Genomic DNA, 19,239 nt, shown 5'->3' with positions numbered 1-19,239 from the left:
AGTTCATGTATACAAAAATTAATCTGGCTTTAGCGGTTTTGCTTTTTACAGTCGTGTGTTATTCACAGGGTAATAATCCAAAAAATAGTGCCCTTGATAAAGATTTGTACCGATACCATTTAAAAGACTCCGTAAAATCCGTAAAATATTCAAGAATTGTCTATAAGGAAGATCTTGACATGAAAGCAAGGAATGACTTATATAGCGATGCCTTTTCATACAGAGACACTTATCACGTTTTACATTTCAATAGATACGGAATGTCATTAGATGAATCATTAGCCGGTGATACTATTCAATATGATGAAAAAGACCTTCAGATAAAGGCAGGGCACACGGTAAAAACACAAATGCCTTCTCCCGCTTATAAAAATAACCTGCTAAAAGCCAATACGGTTACCTGGAATATTTCACATTGTTATGTCAATGACTCTTTCTCGGGCACAACACAATTATCCTATAAATATCTATTTGATAAAAACGGCAATATTACCGCTGAAAAACAATATTTCCCGCTGGGAGACCGGGATACCATAACTACGAAATACGACGAAAAAGATCTTTATGAGACTACAAAGTATATTTATGATGCAAAAGGCAATCTCATCCAGCAAAGACTATTTCCTAAAGAAGAGAATCCACCTTATTACACGTATAAAGATGGCGCCTACGAGGTCTGGAATTATGAATATGATGCCAAAAACAGGTTGAACCGAACTACAAAATCGCAGGGAGGAGAAACCATATTTGAAGAAAAATACAAATACCATCCAACCGAAAATTATATTACGGAAAAGTATGTCTTTGAAGAAAATGGCTTAGGTTTTTCTTTATATGAAAATTTCAAAACCCTGAATCTGTTTTACAATAAGTCGGGGGATGTTATGGAGTCTGATTATTTTAAAAAAAGTGATTACGATAATTCCGTCACTACAAAAAAAATATTTTATGAATATGAATTTGACTCCCATAACAATTGGGTTTCCTGCAAACTAAGATTCGACTCCAAAAACAATGAAGTGACTGCCAGCGTAAAAAGAAGTATATTATATTATGAAAAATAAATTCAGAAAGACGATTTTAGTTTGGATTCTATTGATTTTCACTCTATCGGCAAGTGCTCAGGGAGACTATACTTCGAAAATGCAAATTAAAAGCAAGGCAGAGTTAAACCTAAAAGGACCCGTTAAATCCGTAAATACGGTATACTCCTCTATCAAACAAGATCTTGATCATAAAAGAAAATTCAGGGTATTTTTTGAAAATGATGTGACAAAAGATATCGCGTATCAATTTAATACAGATGGCCTTGTCACCAAAAAAATCAACTACCATCGGGATGAAAAAAGTCTGGAGGTCATGATCCCTACCGTTGTTTTTATGTATGAGTATGAGCCAAATGATTCTGAAGAAAAAAAGAAATTCTTTCCTTTTCTTACCCCGTTAAATTCTTTTGAAGTGGACAATTTTGTAAAAACAAACCAACACATTTCAAGAGTCATACAAACAGGAGAAAACGGAAAAAACAGCGAATCTTCCGGTAAAAAAGAATATTATTATTTTACATACAAAATTGAAAATAATAAAATAACAGAAGAGAAAATGTATAAAGACAAACCCCGAAAAATGGATGAAAAAATGGCTGCTCTTTATGATGAAGATGAGAAACCTGTTCCGGATAATTTATGCTATCTGAAAAAATTCATATACGATACCAAAGGTAATTTGGTTACATGTACTTTTTTACGTGGTGATCCGGGTATCGAGTTTGAATCGTACCTGTTCGATAATCGTTTTAATATTTGCAGGGCTAATTTAAAATATTATTACAACGACAAAAACCAACTGATCAAAAAGAGCTTAGACGACACTAAAGAAATCTTCGTAGCGGAAACTTATACGTATGACCCTGAAAATTCAACTGTAAAAAAGCTAAACAGAACCAATCGGTTGTTATCCTATCTTCCGTCTGACAATGTGGAATATACCTATAACGAGAACAGGGACATACTAGAAACAAGGTTTGTTACTGAAGATGAAATTAATCAGCCTCTTGTTCGGTATTATGAATACGAATACGACAGTAACAAAAACTGGATCAAATGTAAAATGTACCTGGAGGGCAACAAGAATGAAGCAACTGCCATCGCAGAAAGAAAGATTGAATACTTTCAATAAAACCAGTTCCCTATTTTAAAAAGTTTCTATGAATCTAAAAATAATGCTGCTGCTGATTTTTCCGCTGGGCTCTTGCCTGGCACAGGAAATTAATGTCCGTTATCAGGATTCACTGGTGCTGCTGGAAAAGGATTTAGTAAAATGAATCAAAGAACATAGCGATCAAGAACTCGATTGTCGAAAGGAATATTATCATGCCCTGCAATATTACGAGAAAGAAGTTTATTATGCAGTTTCTAAAATCAGGGATAAAACCAATACCAAAGCGCAAACAGATGAATTCATCAAAGCAGAAGTTAAATGGAAAGATTCCTCTTATTGGTATTTAGCCAAAATGATGAAAGAGTTCCAGAAAACACATCCCGGTAAATTTGTGTGGACTAAAGGCCCCGGAATAACAGCAGATGCAAGGGTGTTTTACCAAAAAAACGCCCAATATTTTAAAGACAGAATAAATTATTTACTGAGTTTGGTGAAGTAAAATTAAAAAAAAGAGGGTGTAAGCTTGAATATTTATAATTCCATTAATTAGTCTTTTAAATCAAAAAAAAGAGACAACCTATTAAGATCATCTCTTCTTTTTCAGTTAATTATATCGCTATTTTGTAAAAAACCTCATCTGAAACGCTACAAAACCTATTTACTTTTTCACCTGCATCATATTAATCCTTAGCTTATTAGGATCAGAACCTTCTGAAAGGAAAACCAAATACTTCCCGTCACTGGTTCTTCTCATGGTCTGTGCCGGCTGAATCATTTTTATGCCTTCCTTTTTTGAAGTATTTAGTATGGTATCTTTTGTTTTTAGCAGATTCCCCTCATTGTCCAGCAGGGCAAAAGTGGTCTTTTGAATTTTATCACTTTGCTGAGTCTTAAAAACATTCCAGGCTAAAAACAGTTTGTCCTCAGAATAACGTCCAATCTGCATTCCCCAGCCTGCTGTTTCGTCTATAGCTGTACTCGCATAATTGGTCAGCCAATTCTCTTTGATTACTTTCTGTGCACTGGTTGCAATACCCGAAACAATAGCAACGCGAACATCCCTTACGATTTTATCTGTACTATGATCCCTTTGCGTAGCATACACAATAGCCAGATTACCATTCGGTAAATTAATGACCTCTCCGGTTGATGATTTGGTGACGTTTTCACCACTTTTGCCGGGAATATCAAAGTAGTTCAGCCAGCCCAATCTCCCTTTATTAACATCCCAGCCCTCAACAAACAAAGATCGTTTCGGAAGCGCATCACCATGGGCAAGTGCCACATAACGACCATCCGGAAGCGGCAGAAGTCTTTGATCGAAGTTGTGCGAAATATACCAGTCCCTCAAAAAAGTTCTTTCGCCTGTTTCAGCTTTATAGAAACCTAACCAGCCGGCCTGATGTCCTGACGCCCTGTGCCCCATGTAAACGCCGAAAGTATCTCCTGCTTTATTGTATGTCATTATCGCCTGTCCGGCCTGTCCTGTAGCAATATTGGCCGGATCGCAGTCTTTCCATAGATCGATAGTATATTTTACAGTTCCATTACTATCAAAACAATAAAGCTTTGGATTTTTTCGCAATGTATTATCGGAATTTACATCGGAGGTTCCCATTATATAGCGCCCGCCACTGATTTTATCATAACCCAAAAAGCGTGTGTTCCCAAGATTTAAAGCTGCCGGCAACGGATTCTCTGCGACTATCTGTTTACTCAGCAATGAAATCTTTGTAAAATGCCTGTGTCCATCCAGTGCCGTATTGCTTCCCTCCCAATATACATCAATCGTATTATCGTCATTTGCAGAAAAGAAGATGCTTGGCCATACAGCAAATGTCGCATTTGCGCCAGAAGTCAATGCTCTCAGGTTCTCGGGTAATGTTACCTCAAAAGAAGAATAATCCTTTAACAGATCACCATTCGTTTCTTCCACTACAACCGGCTTATCGTCCCCTTTAACAGCTATATCTTCGTCTTTAGAACAAGACATAAACGCTAGAACGAAACTTAAAAATAGTATCTTTTTCATTGTTTTATTTTTAAAATGTTTAAAAAAATTTAGTTTAAATTTTCATGCTTTTTTAAATCGAGCACAAAGTTATAACCTAATAAGCAGCAGGGTTTCCTAATTACAATAAATGGCTATTTACTGTAATAAGTGGTATTTAATTGATAATTATTGGGAAATATAGTTTTGCACTCATAAATGGAAAAGATGTTCTTCAACAAACAAGAACAATAAATGCCACGCCAACTATTTGCTATTGAATTGGTGCTCCAACAGATGTGAAAAATATAGTGCAATGCTGAAAAAAATAGTAGTAATTTTATCTTTGCAGAAAATACATTTAAAAAATACCAGATTTAAAATTGCCTTAAATGGATCAACTACTTAGCTTCTTTGTTGCGGGAACAGCTTTATTACTGGCATTTTTGCTGTTTGCCAATATCAATCATGCAAATGGTACCGTTAACCGATGGTTTGGTGCCTTTATTTTATGCATTTTCCTGATTCAGTTTAACGATTTACTGGAGAAAACTGAGTTTTTACAAACAAGAAAGCTTCTCAACGATTTTCTCGGCATAACCGATTTTATAGTAGCACCTGTTTTTTATTTTAGCATCCTTTATTTTATTCAGCCTGACCGGCAATGGCGGGTAAAAGATAATTTGCATTTTGCATTTGCTTTGATAATCCTGCTCTTACTCTCTCTGTCACTCCTGATCGAAGTACCACCGCCTACAGCAGCCGATAAAAAGAATGCCGCCGTAATTACTGCCGTTTTTAATTTTGTTTTTTGTTTTCAGGTTACTGCGTATTGTATTGCAGCTTACCGCAAAATTACTGCCTATCAGAAGCATTTGTTTCTTTACACTTCCAATACCAGGGCAATCAATTTAAAATGGTTACAGAAAGTGGTGATTTGCGTGTTGATAATCACCGGTCTCTGGTTATTTGATATTGTTTTTAAAGCAGCAAAAACCAATGCTTTTTTTGACCATTTTGCCAGTCTGATTTATCTGGGTGCGATTTTTTTTATTACCTATTTTTCTTTACAACAAAAGGAATTTTATCAGCCTGATAAACAGGAAAAAGAAGAAATTAAAGTCCTTATCACTGAAGCCTCAAATCCGGAGGTAAAACAGAAAAAACTAATTTCCGATACGGACTTAGAAGTCTTGAAATCGCTCTTACTTCAAGTGATGGAAGATAAAAAACCTTTTTTGGACCCTGAACTGAGTTTGTTCAGACTGGCATCCCAACTGGATATTTCATCTCATATTCTTTCTTACATTATTAACAAAGGATTTGATGAAAATTTTTATCAGTTCATTAACCGCTATAGAATCGAAGAGGCAAAGAAATTGATTCAGAATCCTGACATGAATCATTTAAGTTTATTGGGAATTGCTTTTGAAGTCGGTTTTAATTCCAAGACCGTCTTTAATACTACTTTCAAAAAAACGACCCATCAGACGCCGTCCGAATTTAAAAAAACAGCTGCCAAAACTGTATAAACATTTTAGGTTTTTAAGAATAGGTTCTGATTTATCAATCCGAACTGCAGGATGGCAAATAATACCAATATTTGTATCGAAATCTACTTAAAAAAAACCAAAATGGTATTGACAATTTTAAAAAAAACACAAGCAAAATTAAAGCTGCGAAAAGCCGGATTACCCTTTCTTTTTATAATAATTACAGGTACTTTCTCTTTTATCTCCTGCTCAGACGATAATAAAAAGGCTGCTTTAGAATATTCTGGAACTGCTGTAGACTTAGGAACCCATAAACTCATGACCTATACGGTTTTGGATAAATCTAAATATCTGGTTGTTTTTGAATCAGGTCACGGAAATGATCACACCTCGTGGTACAGCACCGGACAATCATCAGAGATATTGTCTATAGCCCATTTTTTAGATTCGGATGTTTTGCTATATGACAGGGCCGGCTATGGGAAATCAGGTGTTAGCACGGCACCCAGAAATATAAATACCTTACGATCTGAACTTGAAAAAGTCGTGGATCAGTTTGCACAAGGCAGAAAAATAATACTGGTTGGGCATTCGCTAGGAGGCGTGATCATTCGTGATTATGCTATAAAAAATCCGGCAAAAGTGGCTGGTTTGGTATTTGTTGATGCTTCTCACGAAAAGTACAATCATTTTTCACAAGACCAAATCGATGGGTTTTACAATACCTATAAAAATACTTACGGTGCAAATTCCGGTATCGCCCTGGAAACACTGCAGCTGATTGCGGATTTTAAATACGCCGCCACGCTTCCTAATCTGCCTGACGTCCCTGTTATTGCCCTAACCAGTATGAAAACTGATGCCGAACATGATGCCGCCGACAGAAAACTATGGTATGATTCTAAAGAAGCACTAAAAGCCGGTGTGACTGATTTTACTCATATTGCAACCGTAAATTCAGGGCATTTTATCCAGCTTGAAGAGCCTGAACTTGTTTTGGGGAACATTAAAGCATTGTTAGCAAAACTGCCGCTTTAAAATGTATCGATAATTAAGTGAATGGTACTGAAAGCCTAAAAAAATTTCTGCTGGAATGGGAATGAGTCATTCTAGTCTTTTCAAGAAGATAAGCTATTCCAAAATTAGATATAATATTCTGACAAAAAAAATATTTTATGGGATAATTTTTTATCTTTGAAACTCACAATTTTTAATCCAAATGGCTTTATCTTTGAGCCTTTAGAAAATAGATACCGATTATGGAACAGAAAATACATCAGGGAAGAAACGTAAAACGTTTCAGAGAAATGCTTGGCATCAAACAGGAAGCGCTGGCTTATGATTTGGGAGAGGAATGGAATCAGAAAAAAATTTCCCTACTGGAGCAGAAAGATGTAATTGAACATGGCCTGCTTAAACAGATCTCAAACTCATTACGAATTCCGGTTGAAGCTTTTCAAAATTTTGATGAGGAGCATGCTGTAAATATAATAACTAACACCTTCAATGATCAGTCTTACGGATACAATTATCATTCGACTTTTAATGTAAATCCAATAGAAAAATGGATAGAGGCTTTAGACGAAATTAAGAGATTAAATTTAGAACTTTTGAAAACCAAAGAGGAACATATTAAGACTTTGGAGAAATTACTAAAAGATAAATAAGCTTTATAAAAAAAATATTTAGTACAAAAAGAGACTTTCGAGTCTCTTTATTTGTTTATTCACAAAGTAATGCACGCGCGGGACGCTCGGGATAGCATGGGGGCAAAAATCCGTTACACTAGCTATCGTAGGACACTTTTTTATTTACTTAACGATTTACAATTATAATTTTCGAATGAATTTTTTAATTTTAATTCTTCTTGAAATTCTTTAGGCATTTTTAATTTCACATTGCAAAAGTCCTTCATTTCATAAAGCTTTTTATTTTCATTGAATAGTATTGCTTTTGACGACATATAATCTGAATTATAAAACCAAATATTTGAGTTTTCATCAACGTATAAACACCAGTAATGATAGTTACTAAAAGTTTCATTTAGGCTCTGTTGAAATAGAATTTTATTTTGTGAATCTCTAATAGCAAATATTATCGAATCATCTTTTAATTCTTTTACTAATACATTTCGGTGCTTGGAATTATGAATATAATAAATTCCAGGCTCGCTAATAAATCCAGATTTAATACTCTTACTTTCTGATCCTGACTTTCCACACGATATAAAACAAAATAATAAAAGTAGATGAAATATTTTTTTTGTCATTTTCAATTTCGTTTTTTTAAAGTACCCCATAACAACATTTTCTTCCTTTTTCATCACTCCTTCTTTTAGGTTTATATTTTAGTCTTGTTTCAAATTTACTTACTTTCTTATTTGAAACAAAAATGGTTTCGAATCTTTATTTTACTTTTTTTGAAACAGTTTCTGTTTTAAAATTATTGTAATTCTATTTTGAAACAACCTAACAGAAAAGCTAACCGGGAGCATCTTACGGAAAATTAATTATATTTTAACTCGTTGTACCAGTCCCTTTCGGATTATAAAGCATTGCGGTGCATAAACAGTTTTTTCTTTCTTTGCTGACGAGTATAGGGCAATTGACACAGGTTTTGCAATTTTCCCAAAAAAGATCGTCAGTAGTAAGTTCTGAGAAGGTAACCGGTGAAAAACCGAGCTCATGGTTCATTTTCATTACGGCAAGACCGGAGGTCAAACTAAAGATACGGGCATCCGGATACTTCTCGCGACTGAGTTCAAAAATCTTTCTTTTAATTCTTTTTGCAAGTCCGGTATGTCTGAATTCAGGCGCTACAATTAATCCTGAATTAGAAACATATTTTCCATTTTCCCAGGCAGAAATAAAAGAAAAACCTGCCCATCTGCCATCTGATGCAAAAGCGATGACAGCTTCTCCTTTTTTCATTTTTGTTTCCAGCATTTCCTGAGAACGCCCGGAAATACCGGTTCCACGGGCTATAGCAGATGCTAGTGTCACTTCACAAATTTGTCTGATCCAAAAAGTGTGAGCAGATCTGGCCTTTTCAATAGTAAATTCAACCGGATCCACTACAGCTTCGTCGGCTGAAAAACTTATTTTGCTGCGAAATGGGCTGGAAAACAAAGAACTTTTCTTCGTTAGATTAATTTTAGGGTCTATAACAGGGTCTATAATTTTCATAATAGTTTGTGTAATGCTGTTTTAATTATTGGTATACGGAAGGACTGGACATAAAAATTGTACCTACACTATTTGAGAGATTAGCAAAACAGTAATAAAGAAAATTAGGGTAAACACTATTAAGTTGATGATACTGTCTTTATTTCGCATCGATTTCTTTGTTACATATTGTTTCGTAATCTCCTTGTTTGTGGTCTTATTTGCTTTCATATTTCTTTTTATTATTAGTACATCTGAATTTATTTTTGCTCCATAAAACCCAAACGGTATGCCAAAGAACTTAACACACGTCAAAACACTGACCAACAATCAAATACAAAAAACGGTTCTGTTTTCACTTTCAAATCCTTATCAAAATGATACGATTGGACATTCAAAATGATAGGTATAACCGGACTTTTGCAGAAGGTGGTTTGTAAATGCCAATTTTCAATAAGATTAGTACTTAATCAAAATCTATCAGTGATTTTGTCGAATCCTTAAAACCCCAATACTTAATTTTAGCTAACTTTAAAAACTCTTACCTAATTTATTAATCAACTCAGCAATGCATATTCTTTACCAAAGCCCAGCAATAATTATTCGCGAATTTTTACCTCAGGAGCAACAAACATTTTTAGATCTCTTTAAAGACAATCAGGTTACACAGTACCTCCCTGTAACTTCACCGGAAAGATATGTGGAGATGTTTCAGGAACTCATTGAAAATTATAAAAACAAAAATCTTAGCCGATGGGGGATCTTCGATACTGTAAATAATAATTTCATAGGAATCTGTGTTGCCCGCATTTTTATACACAACACCAGCCAGATAGAAATCGGTTACGTACTTAGCAGACCCTACTGGGGAAAAGGCATTGCTACCGAAGTATGCAGGGCTATGACTGAATATAGTTTTACCAATACAGATACCAAAGAAGTGGTAGCTATAACAGACCTAAACAACACTGGCTCACAAAATGTTTTACAAAAATCCGGATTTGAGCGGTTGAATAATCTAATAAGAAATGAAGAAGAGCTGGCCTACTTCAGAATAGAAAGACCCTTGTTTTAAACGGATTTCGGACGAAGGAAATCACTCAGCACAATTAAGCGACACATACCACTAAAACAAAATCTAACACAAAACAAAAAAGCCACTCGATTGAGTGGCTTTTTGTGAACGCAGAAGGATTCGAACCTTCGACCGCCTGCTTAGAAGGCAGGTGCTCTATCCAGCTGAGCTATGCGTCCATTTGTTTTAAAACTTATGGAAAAGTTTAGTCGGGGTGGCAGGATTCGAACCTGCGGCCTCCTGCTCCCAAAGCAGGCGCGATAACCGGGCTACGCTACACCCCGAAAAGCAAATTATTATGCGGAGAGACAGGGACTCGAACCCTGGCGACGGTTACCCGTCGACAGATTAGCAATCTGCTCCATTACCGCTCTGGCACCTCTCCAAGCTCAAGGAACGTGTCCTGTTTTGCGGTTGCAAATGTAAGACAACATTCCATATCTCACAACTATTTCTGCGCTTTTTTTAATCTTTTTTCAATATTTTTTTTAAACCGCTTCACAATCAAACGAATAGAATTAACAAAAAATTGATATTAAATTTAAAATTCAGTCAATTAATACAAATTGACTCAAAATTTGAATATATTCAAATAAACCGTAAATTTGCTTGATTAACTAATATTAACAGAAAATGAACAAAAGAGTTGTTATCGTTTCTGCCGTTAGAACACCTATCGGAAGTTTCATGGGAGGTTTATCTACCGTACCCGCACCAAAATTAGGCGCTGCCGCTATAAAAGGAGCCCTTCAAAAAATTAACCTGGACCCAAAATTAGTTGATGAAGTTTTCATGGGGAACGTAGTTCAAGCCGGAGTTGGACAAGCACCTGCACGTCAGGCGGCACTTTTTGCCGGTTTGTCTGAAGAAGTTGCGGCTACAACCGTAAACAAAGTTTGTGCTTCCGGAATGAAAGCTGTAATGTTCGCCGCTCAGGCTATTGCCTGCGGAGATGCTGAAATTGTAGTGGCCGGAGGAATGGAAAACATGAGCCTCATTCCGCACTACGTACAAATGCGTAACGGAAACAAATTTGGTCCTGCTACCATGCTGGACGGAATGCAAAAAGATGGTTTGACAGATGCCTACGATAACAACGCAATGGGAGTTTGCGCTGACCTATGTGCATCAGAGTATAAAATTACTCGTGAAGAACAGGATAATTTTGCCATTCAGTCTTACGAAAGAAGCGCCAAAGCATGGGATGCCGGAAAATTTGACAATGAAATTGTACCGGTCGAAGTTCCGCAAAGACGCGGAGAACCTGTTATAGTTTCCAAAGACGAAGAATACACCAATGTAAAACTGGACAAAATACCTTCTCTGGCTGCCGTTTTTACAAAAGACGGAACAGTTACTGCTGCAAATGCCTCTACAATCAATGACGGAGCTGCTGCATTGGTTTTAATGTCTGAAGAAAAAGCAATCGCCCTTGGATTAAAACCTCTGGCTTATATAAAAGGCTACGCCGATGCCGCACAGGAACCAAAATGGTTTACCACAAGCCCGGCAAAAGCATTACCAAAAGCATTAGACAAAGCAGGAATTGCCATTGGCGATGTGGATTATTTCGAATTCAACGAAGCTTTTGCGGTAGTTGGATTGGCCAATTCAAAAATTCTTGGTCTTGATAACGACAAAGTAAACGTAAATGGCGGTGCCGTTTCTTTAGGCCATCCGCTGGGATGTTCGGGAGCGAGAATTATCGTAACTTTATTAAATGTCTTAGAACAAAACAATGCTAAAACCGGTGCTGCAGCCATTTGCAACGGTGGTGGCGGTGCTTCGGCAATTGTTATCGAAAGAGCTTAAAACTATATTATTTCAGGAGTTGTTTCAAATAGAAATAACTCCTGATTTCATCTTATAAATTACCCTAAATGTTCGGAATTTGCAACCTTGCCATAGTACCTGTTCGAGCTGAACCAAGTGACCGAAGTGAAATCGTTACGCAACTTTTGTTTGGCGAGCACATCGAAATAGTAGAACGTCAAAACCAATGGGCGCGAATAAAAATTCAGTTCGATGACTATGAAGGCTGGGTAGATTCCAAACAATATCAGATTATTTCGGAGGCCAATTATAAGCAACTAAGCAATGAAGCCATAATTCTTAATGCGGATTTAATTGACTATATCAGTGCGCCGGAAAATCTATTATTACCTATTCCGCTTGGTGCTTCTCTATCTTTTTTGAATAACAGCGAAATCAATACTTCTAATTTTGATTTTGAAGGAACCAAAACCAGCGGTATAAAACCTAAAAGTGCTTTAATCAATACTGCTTTTATGTATCTGAACGCACCTTATCTTTGGGGCGGAAAAACACCATTCGGAATCGATTGTTCCGGTTTTACGCAAATGGTGTATAAACTAAATGGCTACAAAATTCACCGCGATGCCTCACAACAGGCACTTGACGGAGAACCCCTGAGTTTTATTGAAGAAAGTGAAGCCGGTGATCTGGCCTTTTTTGATAACGAGGAAGGAAAAATCATTCATGTCGGTATTATTATGGACAACAACTACATCATTCACGCCAGTGGAAAAGTCCGCATTGACCGTTTAGACCACTTAGGAATTTACAATCCTGAATTGAATAAACACACACATAACCTCAGGGTAATCAAGAAAATTATTTAATTTTTTCCCGCAGATTTTGCAGATATCGTAGAATTTTTTTCCTTAAATGACTCTGCCCGATCTGCGAGAGAATTTTAAACCAGCGTCATCCGTGTTCTAATTTTACGCATTAATTTTTTAGCCACTGATTACTCAGATTAACACAGATTTAAATAATCATTTCCAATACCATTAATCTGAGACAAAAAATCCGTTAAACCCGCGTCATCCGCGTAGCTTTTCAGAAAGGTAAGACTTTAGACTACTCAGTAATTTACAATACCGAACTCAACAAACACAAACATACCTTAAGGATAATCAAGAAAATCATATAATTTTTTCTCGCAGATTTAGCAGATCACGCAGATCTATAAAGAGAAATCTGCCAAATCAGCTAAATCTGCGGGAGGATTTTAAACCAGCGTCATCCGTGTTATAATTTTACGCATTAGATATTTAGCCACTGATTACACAGATTAACACAGATTTAAAAAATCATTTCCAATCCATCAATCTGTGGCAAAAAAGTCCTTTTAAACCCTCGCCATACGCTTATCTTTTCAAAAAGGTAAGACTTTAGACTACTCAGTAATTTACAATACTGAACTCAACAAACACAAATATACCTTAAGGATAATCAAGAAAATCATATAATTTTTCTCGCAGATTTAGCAGATCACGCAGATCTATAAAGAGAAAATCTGCTAAATCAGCTAAATCTGCGGAAGGATTTTAAACCACCGTCATCCGTGTTATAATTTTACGCATTAGATATTTAGCCACGGATTACACAGATTAACACAGATTTAAAAAATCATTTCCAATACGATTAACCTGCGACAAAAAATCCGTTAAACCCGCGTCATCCGCGTAGCTTTTCAGAAAGGTAAGACTTTAGACTACTCAGTAATTTACAATACCGAACTCAAGAAACACAAACATACCTTAAGGATAATCAAGAAAATTATATAATTTTTTCTCGCAGATTTAGCAGATCTATAAAGAGAAAATCTGCCAAATCAGTTAAATCTTCGGGAGGATTTTAAACCCGTGTCATCCCCGTTTTAATTTTGCGCATTAGATATTTAGCCACTGATTACACAGATTAGCACAGATTTAAAAAATCATTTCCAATCCATCAATCTGTGGCAAAAAAATTCTTTTAAACCCGCGCCATACGCTTATCTTTTCAAAAAGGTAAGACTTTAGACTACTCAGTAATTTACAATCCTGAACTCAACAAACACACACATAACCTCAGGATAATCAAGAAAATCATATAATTTTTTCTCGCAGATCACGGAGATCTATAAAGAGAAAATCTGCCAAATCAGTTAAATCTGCGAGAGAATTTTAAACCCGTGTCATCCGCGTTTTAATTTTACGCATTAATTATTTAGCCACGGATTACACAGATTAACACAGATTTTTTTAAATCATTTCCAATCCATCAATCTGTGGCAAAAATCAAATTCGAGAAATTCGGGCAATTCGTGGCAAAACCTTAAGCACTAATCCGAATCGTTTTCCTAAACTCCGAAGGGCTATTCCCTCTTTGTTTCTTAAAGAATTTATTAAAATGGCTTTCATCCGTAAAACCAAATTCAAACGCAATTTCGTTGATGCGCTTTTCACTGAATTGCAAACGGTGTTCGATCAATTTCGTTTTATAATTACTGATATATTGCTGCATCGTTTCATTGGCGTGTTTCTTGAAGTATCGTCCTAAATACGTATTCGAAATTCCAAAATATTCACTAAGCGATTCCGCTTTTAGTCGTTCCGGATAATAAATATTGTTCTGAATGTATTGCAGAATATCCATTGCTTTAGCCTCACAGCCAATATTGACCTGTTCCGGCAGGTATTTAGCAATATTTCTGGCTACAATAATAATCAGCGTATTGACCAATTGCTGAATCAGTTCCTTATTATACACATCTTTATCCTGATGTTCGCGCATAATCGCTTCGATCATCACTTTTACCAGGCACTTATCAGAATCCAGTTTTAAGATACAGCCCGGCTGATGATTGGCATTTTGAAGAATGTATTCCAAGCGCTGAATATTTTCATTTTGCAAACTCGAATTCTTCAGATAAATATCATTAAACCGCAAAAAGAAAAAGGTCGTTTGGGTTTCAATAGTAAAATTATGACAATCCTCAGGCGTCAGTAAAAACATGTGCCCCGCATCGTAGGTGAAAATATTTTTGTTGATGCATTGTGATCCGGTACCTTCTAAAATATACACCAGTTCAAAAAAGTTATGACGATCTCCAACATCCGGATATTCCTCCAGTGTCTCAAATGAAACCGTAAACGGTTCGTATAAATTTTCCTTTTTCATTTAGATGGTATTTTGATTGCGGATGCAAATATACCTAAAAAACACAAATATATACAAATTAAAGGTTGTAAAAATGGTATAATTTTGCTCCATAATTTTTCAAACACAAAATACAACAATATGGAATATAGAAAATTAGGTACTACCGAACTCGAATTATCAGCCATTACATACGGTGCATTTGCAATTGGCGGAAACATGTGGGGCGGAAACGAAAAAAAGGATTCAATCAACTCCATTCACGCTTCAATAGCTAATGGCGTTACCACTTTAGACACCGCTCCGTTCTACGGATTTGGTTTAAGCGAAGAAATGATTGGGGAAGCTTTAAAAACACAAGACCGCTCAAAAGTGCAAATACTGACCAAATTTGGTCTAGTTTGGGACGGAAGCAATAACGGCAAAGGTGAATTTTTCTTTGACGCCGCTGACAACGGAAAAAAAATACCGGTATACAAATTCGCTTCCAGAGAAAACATCATCAAAGAAGTTGAAGAAAGCCTGAAAAGACTTAAAACCGATTATATCGATTTACTGCAAATCCACTGGCCTGACGCCACTACTCCAATTCACGAAACCATGGAAGCTATGGATTTACTGATCCGACAAGGAAAAATCAGGGCTGCGGGAGTTTGTAATTACAGCGTTTCGCAATTGGAAGAAGCGCAAAAAACCATTCAGCTGGCATCGAATCAGGTTTCCTACAGCATGCTGAATCGCAGTATCGAAGCTGATTTGATTCCGCTTACGGTTGCCCAAAATATCGGAATCATTGCGTACAGCCCAATGGAAAGAGGTTTACTGACCGGAAAATATTTCACCGACAGCAAACTAAAAGACAACGATCACCGAAATGGATATTTCAGTCAGTTCGATCTTCAAAAAGTAAAAACTTTAGTCGAAGAATTAACTTCCTTAGCACATGACAAAGAAGCAAGTTTAGCGCAGTTGGTTTTACGCTGGACCACTTTACAAAAAGGCATTACCATAGTGCTGGCCGGAGCAAGAAATGCAGAACAGGCAATTTCGAATGCCAAAGCAATGCATTTCGACCTATCCGTTTCCGAATTAGAATTCATTAATCAGGCCATTTCTAAACTAAAATAAAAATAATTTGGGTGTGTCCCTTCGGGTCGGGCTTTCGGCTATATCTTTTTTTTCGTTCCTCAAAAAAAGGATACCGCCTCTATCCCTCACACAACCTTACAAATACAGCAGAACATTTACATTATGAAGAACATATTTATCATCAACGGCGGGCAAAAATTTGCTCATTCAGGCGGAAAATTCAACCAGACAGTTCAGGACTGGACAACTGAATTTCTTTCCCAAAACAACAATTACGAAATAAAAACAACCAATATCAACAACGAAATCAATCTTCAGGAAGAAGTCGAAAAATTCGTCTGGGCAGATGTAATCATCTATCATACGCCTGTCTGGTGGTTTCAGTTGCCGAACCTTTTCAAAAAATATATTGACGATGTTTTTACGCAGGGCCACAACAACGGAATTTACAAAAGTGACGGAAGAAGCCGCGTAAATCCCGATATCAATTACGGAACAGGCGGACTTTTACACGGCCGAAAATACATGCTGACCACAAGCTGGAACGCTCCAAAAACAGCTTTTACCTTACCGGGGGAATTCTTCGAAGAAACTTCTGTGGATGACGGTGCCATGTTTGGTTTTCACAAAATGAACAAATTTACAGGAATGGAAAAACTGAACAGCTTTCATTTTCACGATGTCGAAAAGGGCGCGACCGCTGAAAATATTAGTATCTTTAAGGAAGATTATACGAGACATTTAGAAGCAACTTTTAAAAATTTATAATCATGATTTCAATTACAGCAATCTTTAACAGCAAAACGGAGCATACTGAAAAACTACAAAGTATGTTACATCATTTGGTGACCGAAACCAGAAAAGAAGCCGCCTGCGTGCGTTACGATCTTCACCAGTCTGAAAATATTTTTATTCTCTGGGAAGAATGGCAGGATCAGCCGGGACTTGATATACACAACAATCAATCCTATTTACTTAATTTTATTGCACAAAGCGAAGCACTGGTATCTACTCCGATTCAGGTGTATAAAACAACACAAATTTTGTAAAGAAATAAAGTTTTTTTAGCCACGAATTGCATGAATTTTCACGAATTAAGCTTTTAAAATTGCGAAAAAAATTAGTGCTAATTCGTGTAATTCGGGGCAAACAAAAAAATCCTTTTCATCTTATAATCTGTGGCAAACTTTTTTAAATATTACTTAATCCCGCCAAAAGCACCAAAACACATATTCTTGTGTAAAATTTCAACGCTCGTAAAACCAACTTTCTTCATCAGGTCCAACTGGTAATTCATCGATCTTGGCGTGTCTTCTTTTTCCACATAATCCAATACTTTCTGACGGTACGCTGCGCCGCCGATTCCTTCCAGATATTCGCCGTATCGTTGCCAGGTATAGTCGTTTAGCAACTCGGTATCCTGGATAATCAGGTCCGAAATCATAAAACAGCCTCCGGGTTTCAGTAATTTAAATATTTTAGTAAAAGTGGTTTCCCAATCGGCATCATCACGCAGGTGATGTAAAACAGCTCCGGCAAGAATAATATCAAAATGGTTTTCCGGTAAATCTACTTCGCGAATATCTCCCTGCCTTACTTCTACCGTTCCGCCTGTTTCTTTTGACACTCTTTCTAAAACTCTTTCCAGCATCGGCAAGCTCAAATCGACCAGAGTACAATTTAAGTCAGGAACTTTAGAAAGCATCTTTAAAGTATAATTTCCGGCTCCGCAGCCAATATCCAGGACATTTTTGGCATTCGGAACAATTCTTTTTGAAGCTTCCGTGATGAGCTCCAAAGAAATTGTAGCGTCAATCGTAGCCACCTGACCCGTTTCTAAGTTCGAAAACCGTTCGACATCATTGTCAAAACGTGTTCTGATTTCTTCAATAGTTGATTTTTTCATAATTTTTAGTTTTAGCTTTTTGCTTTTGCCACAGATTAAAAGATTTAAAAGATTTTTTTAATACTGTGTGGAAATATGTTTGCCACGAATTCCACGAATTTGCACTAATTTTTTATTTTTATCACTGATAACGAGGGCTTTAATGGGTTTACACATTTTTAATTCGCGGAAATTAGTGCAATTCGTGGCCAACAAAAATCCTTTTAATCTTTTAATCCGTGGCAAAAAAACCCACGCAAACCCATTAAAATCCGTGGGTATTACTTTTTTTGTAAAAGTATTTCTTTCTTATATACTTCAAAAATACTTATTTTGTAAATTATTAATACTTAAAAGGTATTTATGGAATTACGTCATCTCAAATACTTTCTGGCGGTAGCCGAAGAATTAAACTTTACAAAAGCCGCAGAGAAACTTTGTATCTCACAACCGCCTTTAAGTCGTCAGATCATTGAACTGGAAACGGAAATCGGTGCCCGTTTATTCCATCGGAATAATAAAAAAGTAATACTGACCGAAGCCGGAAAATATTTCGAAAAAGAAGTGACAGCACTTTTTCAGGACCTGGAACAAATTACAATCAAAACGAAGAAGATAGCACAAAATGTTTCGGGAGAATTCAGCATCGCTTACATCAGTTCGATTTATTCCGGTGTGATTTCAGAATTAATACAACATTTAAAAGCCGCATTTCCTTATGTCAGCTTTAAGCTGTTTGAAATTTCCACCACCAAACAAATCTCCGCTTTAGAATTGGGAAAAATAGATTTGGGAATCATTCGTTCTCCCGTAAAATCACCTAAAATAAAATCGCAATTATGGTTTCAGGATGGGTTTTCGGTAGTTTATAACAAAAAGCTGATTCAAATTACTACTGAGGAAGAGATTTCGGATCTGAAAGAGGAAACTTTTGTGTTTTTCAACAAAGATTATGCGCCGCATTATCACGAAGTTTTACTGGAACTCTGTGCTTTTTACGGTTTTACACCCAAAGTAGTTCATGAATCCAACAATATCAATTCGATTGTACAGCTGGTTAAAAATGGTTTGGGAATTTCGATTGTCCCATCTAATATTGCACGAAACAATTCTGACCCCGAAATCGGTTTTATCGAATTGAAAAAAGTCAATCTGTTTACCGATGTTTCCCTGATTACCTCAAAAGGAGACGAGTCGGAAATCACAAAATCAGCAATTAATTTTTTATTGAATTTTCCGAAGAAATGAAAAAGTTAGCCACGAATTTCACAAATTTTCACAAATTAATTTTAATATGGAAATCCGTAAAATTTACTATTACAAAACATTTAAATTGCACTTTTTAAAACTAAAATTTGAAAAATAAGCACAAAAACAATTCGTGAAAATTTGTGAAATTCGTGGCAAAAAAGTTACAATTTATCACATTGAAA

17 protein-coding genes and 3 tRNA genes are annotated in these 19,239 nt (G+C 36.2%); 12 read left to right on the top strand and 8 right to left on the bottom strand.

Annotation, left to right across the window (positions count from 1 at the left end; translation table 11 throughout):
- Positions 1–5: 5 nt before the first annotated feature.
- Together D0817_RS12490 and D0817_RS12485 are read left to right on the top strand one after the other, a co-directional pair.
- A complete protein-coding gene (locus D0817_RS12490) occupies positions 6–1,064 on the top strand; it encodes a hypothetical protein (protein ID WP_127338706.1) in 1,059 nt (352 codons plus the stop codon).
- A complete protein-coding gene (locus D0817_RS12485) occupies positions 1,054–2,178 on the top strand; it encodes a hypothetical protein (RefSeq protein WP_127338705.1) in 1,125 nt (374 codons plus the stop codon). Before D0817_RS12490 ends, D0817_RS12485 begins: the two co-directional genes overlap by 11 nt.
- Positions 2,179–2,818: 640 nt before the next feature.
- Here D0817_RS12485 and D0817_RS12480 read toward each other — a convergent pair.
- Positions 2,819–4,192 carry a hypothetical protein gene (locus tag D0817_RS12480; protein WP_127338704.1) on the bottom strand — a complete coding sequence of 458 codons (1,374 nt, stop codon included), beginning with the start codon at positions 4,190–4,192 and terminating at the stop codon, positions 2,819–2,821.
- 350 nt (positions 4,193–4,542) lie between these two features.
- Between D0817_RS12480 and D0817_RS12475 the strand changes: the two genes are divergently transcribed.
- From D0817_RS12475 to D0817_RS12465, 3 genes are all read left to right on the top strand, one after another.
- Complete coding sequence (locus tag D0817_RS12475) at positions 4,543–5,682, top strand: helix-turn-helix domain-containing protein (protein ID WP_127338703.1); 1,140 nt, start codon at positions 4,543–4,545, stop codon at positions 5,680–5,682.
- A 102-nt stretch (positions 5,683–5,784) separates the two neighbouring features.
- Positions 5,785–6,681, top strand: a complete 897-nt coding sequence (locus tag D0817_RS12470; protein WP_161568431.1) for an alpha/beta fold hydrolase — start codon at positions 5,785–5,787, stop codon at positions 6,679–6,681.
- 221 nt (positions 6,682–6,902) lie between these two features.
- Entirely contained in the window at positions 6,903–7,310 is a 408-nt protein-coding gene (locus D0817_RS12465) for a helix-turn-helix domain-containing protein (protein WP_127338701.1), read from the top strand.
- 140 nt (positions 7,311–7,450) lie between these two features.
- Here D0817_RS12465 and D0817_RS12460 read toward each other — a convergent pair whose 3' ends face one another.
- Both D0817_RS12460 and D0817_RS12455 read right to left on the bottom strand, forming a co-directional pair.
- Entirely contained in the window at positions 7,451–7,966 is a 516-nt protein-coding gene (locus tag D0817_RS12460) for a hypothetical protein (protein WP_127338700.1), read from the bottom strand.
- Between the two features lie 193 nt (positions 7,967–8,159).
- Positions 8,160–8,717 (bottom strand): GNAT family N-acetyltransferase, encoded by a 558-nt coding sequence (locus D0817_RS12455; protein WP_438590672.1) that lies wholly within the window; start codon positions 8,715–8,717, stop codon positions 8,160–8,162.
- Positions 8,718–9,375: 658 nt separating this feature from the next.
- On the opposite strand from D0817_RS12455, the gene D0817_RS12450 reads away from it, so the two are divergent.
- On the top strand, positions 9,376–9,882 hold the full coding sequence (locus D0817_RS12450; RefSeq protein ID WP_127338699.1) for a GNAT family N-acetyltransferase: 507 nt from the start codon (positions 9,376–9,378) through the stop codon (positions 9,880–9,882).
- A gap of 105 nt (positions 9,883–9,987) precedes the next feature.
- Here the strand turns inward: D0817_RS12450 and D0817_RS12445 are convergent.
- The 3 genes from D0817_RS12445 to D0817_RS12435 all read right to left on the bottom strand — a co-directional run bounded on the left by D0817_RS12445 (position 9,988) and on the right by D0817_RS12435 (position 10,267).
- Positions 9,988–10,061: transfer RNA gene (locus tag D0817_RS12445), tRNA-Arg, on the bottom strand.
- Between the two features lie 30 nt (positions 10,062–10,091).
- Positions 10,092–10,166: transfer RNA gene (locus tag D0817_RS12440), tRNA-Pro, on the bottom strand.
- Between the two features lie 17 nt (positions 10,167–10,183).
- Positions 10,184–10,267: transfer RNA gene (locus tag D0817_RS12435), tRNA-Ser, on the bottom strand.
- A 248-nt stretch (positions 10,268–10,515) separates the two neighbouring features.
- Between D0817_RS12435 and D0817_RS12430 the strand changes: the two genes are divergently transcribed.
- Both D0817_RS12430 and D0817_RS12425 read left to right on the top strand, forming a co-directional pair.
- Positions 10,516–11,694: an acetyl-CoA C-acyltransferase gene (locus tag D0817_RS12430; protein ID WP_127338698.1), complete on the top strand. Its 1,179-nt coding sequence runs from the start codon at positions 10,516–10,518 to the stop codon at positions 11,692–11,694.
- 68 nt (positions 11,695–11,762) lie between these two features.
- Entirely contained in the window at positions 11,763–12,524 is a 762-nt protein-coding gene (locus D0817_RS12425; protein ID WP_127338697.1) for a C40 family peptidase, read from the top strand.
- 1,483 nt (positions 12,525–14,007) lie between these two features.
- Here the strand turns inward: D0817_RS12425 and D0817_RS12420 are convergent.
- Positions 14,008–14,853: an AraC family transcriptional regulator gene (locus D0817_RS12420; RefSeq protein ID WP_127338696.1), complete on the bottom strand. Its 846-nt coding sequence runs from the start codon at positions 14,851–14,853 to the stop codon at positions 14,008–14,010.
- Between the two features lie 120 nt (positions 14,854–14,973).
- Here D0817_RS12420 and D0817_RS12415 point away from each other — a divergent pair, with 120 nt between their 5' ends.
- From D0817_RS12415 to D0817_RS12405, 3 genes are all read left to right on the top strand, one after another.
- A complete protein-coding gene (locus tag D0817_RS12415; RefSeq protein WP_127338695.1) occupies positions 14,974–15,960 on the top strand; it encodes an aldo/keto reductase in 987 nt (328 codons plus the stop codon).
- 123 nt (positions 15,961–16,083) lie between these two features.
- Entirely contained in the window at positions 16,084–16,689 is a 606-nt protein-coding gene (locus D0817_RS12410) for an NAD(P)H-dependent oxidoreductase (protein ID WP_127338694.1), read from the top strand.
- 2 nt (positions 16,690–16,691) lie between these two features.
- Positions 16,692–16,970: a putative quinol monooxygenase gene (locus tag D0817_RS12405; protein ID WP_127338693.1), complete on the top strand. Its 279-nt coding sequence runs from the start codon at positions 16,692–16,694 to the stop codon at positions 16,968–16,970.
- A gap of 149 nt (positions 16,971–17,119) precedes the next feature.
- On the opposite strand, the gene D0817_RS12400 is transcribed toward D0817_RS12405, so the two are convergent.
- Positions 17,120–17,827, bottom strand: a complete 708-nt coding sequence (locus D0817_RS12400) for a class I SAM-dependent methyltransferase (RefSeq protein ID WP_127338692.1) — start codon at positions 17,825–17,827, stop codon at positions 17,120–17,122.
- A 342-nt stretch (positions 17,828–18,169) separates the two neighbouring features.
- On the opposite strand from D0817_RS12400, the gene D0817_RS12395 reads away from it, so the two are divergent.
- Positions 18,170–19,054, top strand: a complete 885-nt coding sequence (locus D0817_RS12395) for a LysR family transcriptional regulator (protein ID WP_127338691.1) — start codon at positions 18,170–18,172, stop codon at positions 19,052–19,054.
- Positions 19,055–19,239 lie beyond the last annotated feature (185 nt).

Source organism: Flavobacterium cupreum (genome assembly GCF_003996965.1).
Taxonomy (GTDB): Bacteria; Bacteroidota; Bacteroidia; order Flavobacteriales; family Flavobacteriaceae; genus Flavobacterium; species Flavobacterium cupreum.
The sequence above is the reverse complement of the archived record's forward strand: the minus strand, read 5'-3'. Positions and strand labels throughout refer to the sequence as shown.

What these genes read in the sequence shown, in the direction of transcription:
- D0817_RS12490 (WP_127338706.1), top strand. Translation starts at nt 6, where the DNA reads ATGTATACAAAAATTAATCTGGCTTTAGCGGTTTTGCTTTTTACAGTC.
- D0817_RS12485 (WP_127338705.1), top strand. Translation starts at nt 1,054, where the DNA reads ATGAAAAATAAATTCAGAAAGACGATTTTAGTTTGGATTCTATTGATT.
- D0817_RS12480 (WP_127338704.1), bottom strand. Translation starts at nt 4,192, where the DNA reads ATGAAAAAGATACTATTTTTAAGTTTCGTTCTAGCGTTTATGTCTTGT.
- D0817_RS12475 (WP_127338703.1), top strand. Translation starts at nt 4,543, where the DNA reads ATGGATCAACTACTTAGCTTCTTTGTTGCGGGAACAGCTTTATTACTG.
- D0817_RS12470 (WP_161568431.1), top strand. Translation starts at nt 5,785, where the DNA reads ATGGTATTGACAATTTTAAAAAAAACACAAGCAAAATTAAAGCTGCGA.
- D0817_RS12465 (WP_127338701.1), top strand. Translation starts at nt 6,903, where the DNA reads ATGGAACAGAAAATACATCAGGGAAGAAACGTAAAACGTTTCAGAGAA.
- D0817_RS12460 (WP_127338700.1), bottom strand. Translation starts at nt 7,966, where the DNA reads ATGAAAAAGGAAGAAAATGTTGTTATGGGGTACTTTAAAAAAACGAAA.
- D0817_RS12450 (WP_127338699.1), top strand. Translation starts at nt 9,376, where the DNA reads ATGCATATTCTTTACCAAAGCCCAGCAATAATTATTCGCGAATTTTTA.
- D0817_RS12430 (WP_127338698.1), top strand. Translation starts at nt 10,516, where the DNA reads ATGAACAAAAGAGTTGTTATCGTTTCTGCCGTTAGAACACCTATCGGA.
- D0817_RS12425 (WP_127338697.1), top strand. Translation starts at nt 11,763, where the DNA reads ATGTTCGGAATTTGCAACCTTGCCATAGTACCTGTTCGAGCTGAACCA.
- D0817_RS12420 (WP_127338696.1), bottom strand. Translation starts at nt 14,853, where the DNA reads ATGAAAAAGGAAAATTTATACGAACCGTTTACGGTTTCATTTGAGACA.
- D0817_RS12415 (WP_127338695.1), top strand. Translation starts at nt 14,974, where the DNA reads ATGGAATATAGAAAATTAGGTACTACCGAACTCGAATTATCAGCCATT.
- D0817_RS12410 (WP_127338694.1), top strand. Translation starts at nt 16,084, where the DNA reads ATGAAGAACATATTTATCATCAACGGCGGGCAAAAATTTGCTCATTCA.
- D0817_RS12405 (WP_127338693.1), top strand. Translation starts at nt 16,692, where the DNA reads ATGATTTCAATTACAGCAATCTTTAACAGCAAAACGGAGCATACTGAA.
- D0817_RS12400 (WP_127338692.1), bottom strand. Translation starts at nt 17,827, where the DNA reads ATGAAAAAATCAACTATTGAAGAAATCAGAACACGTTTTGACAATGAT.
- D0817_RS12395 (WP_127338691.1), top strand. Translation starts at nt 18,170, where the DNA reads ATGGAATTACGTCATCTCAAATACTTTCTGGCGGTAGCCGAAGAATTA.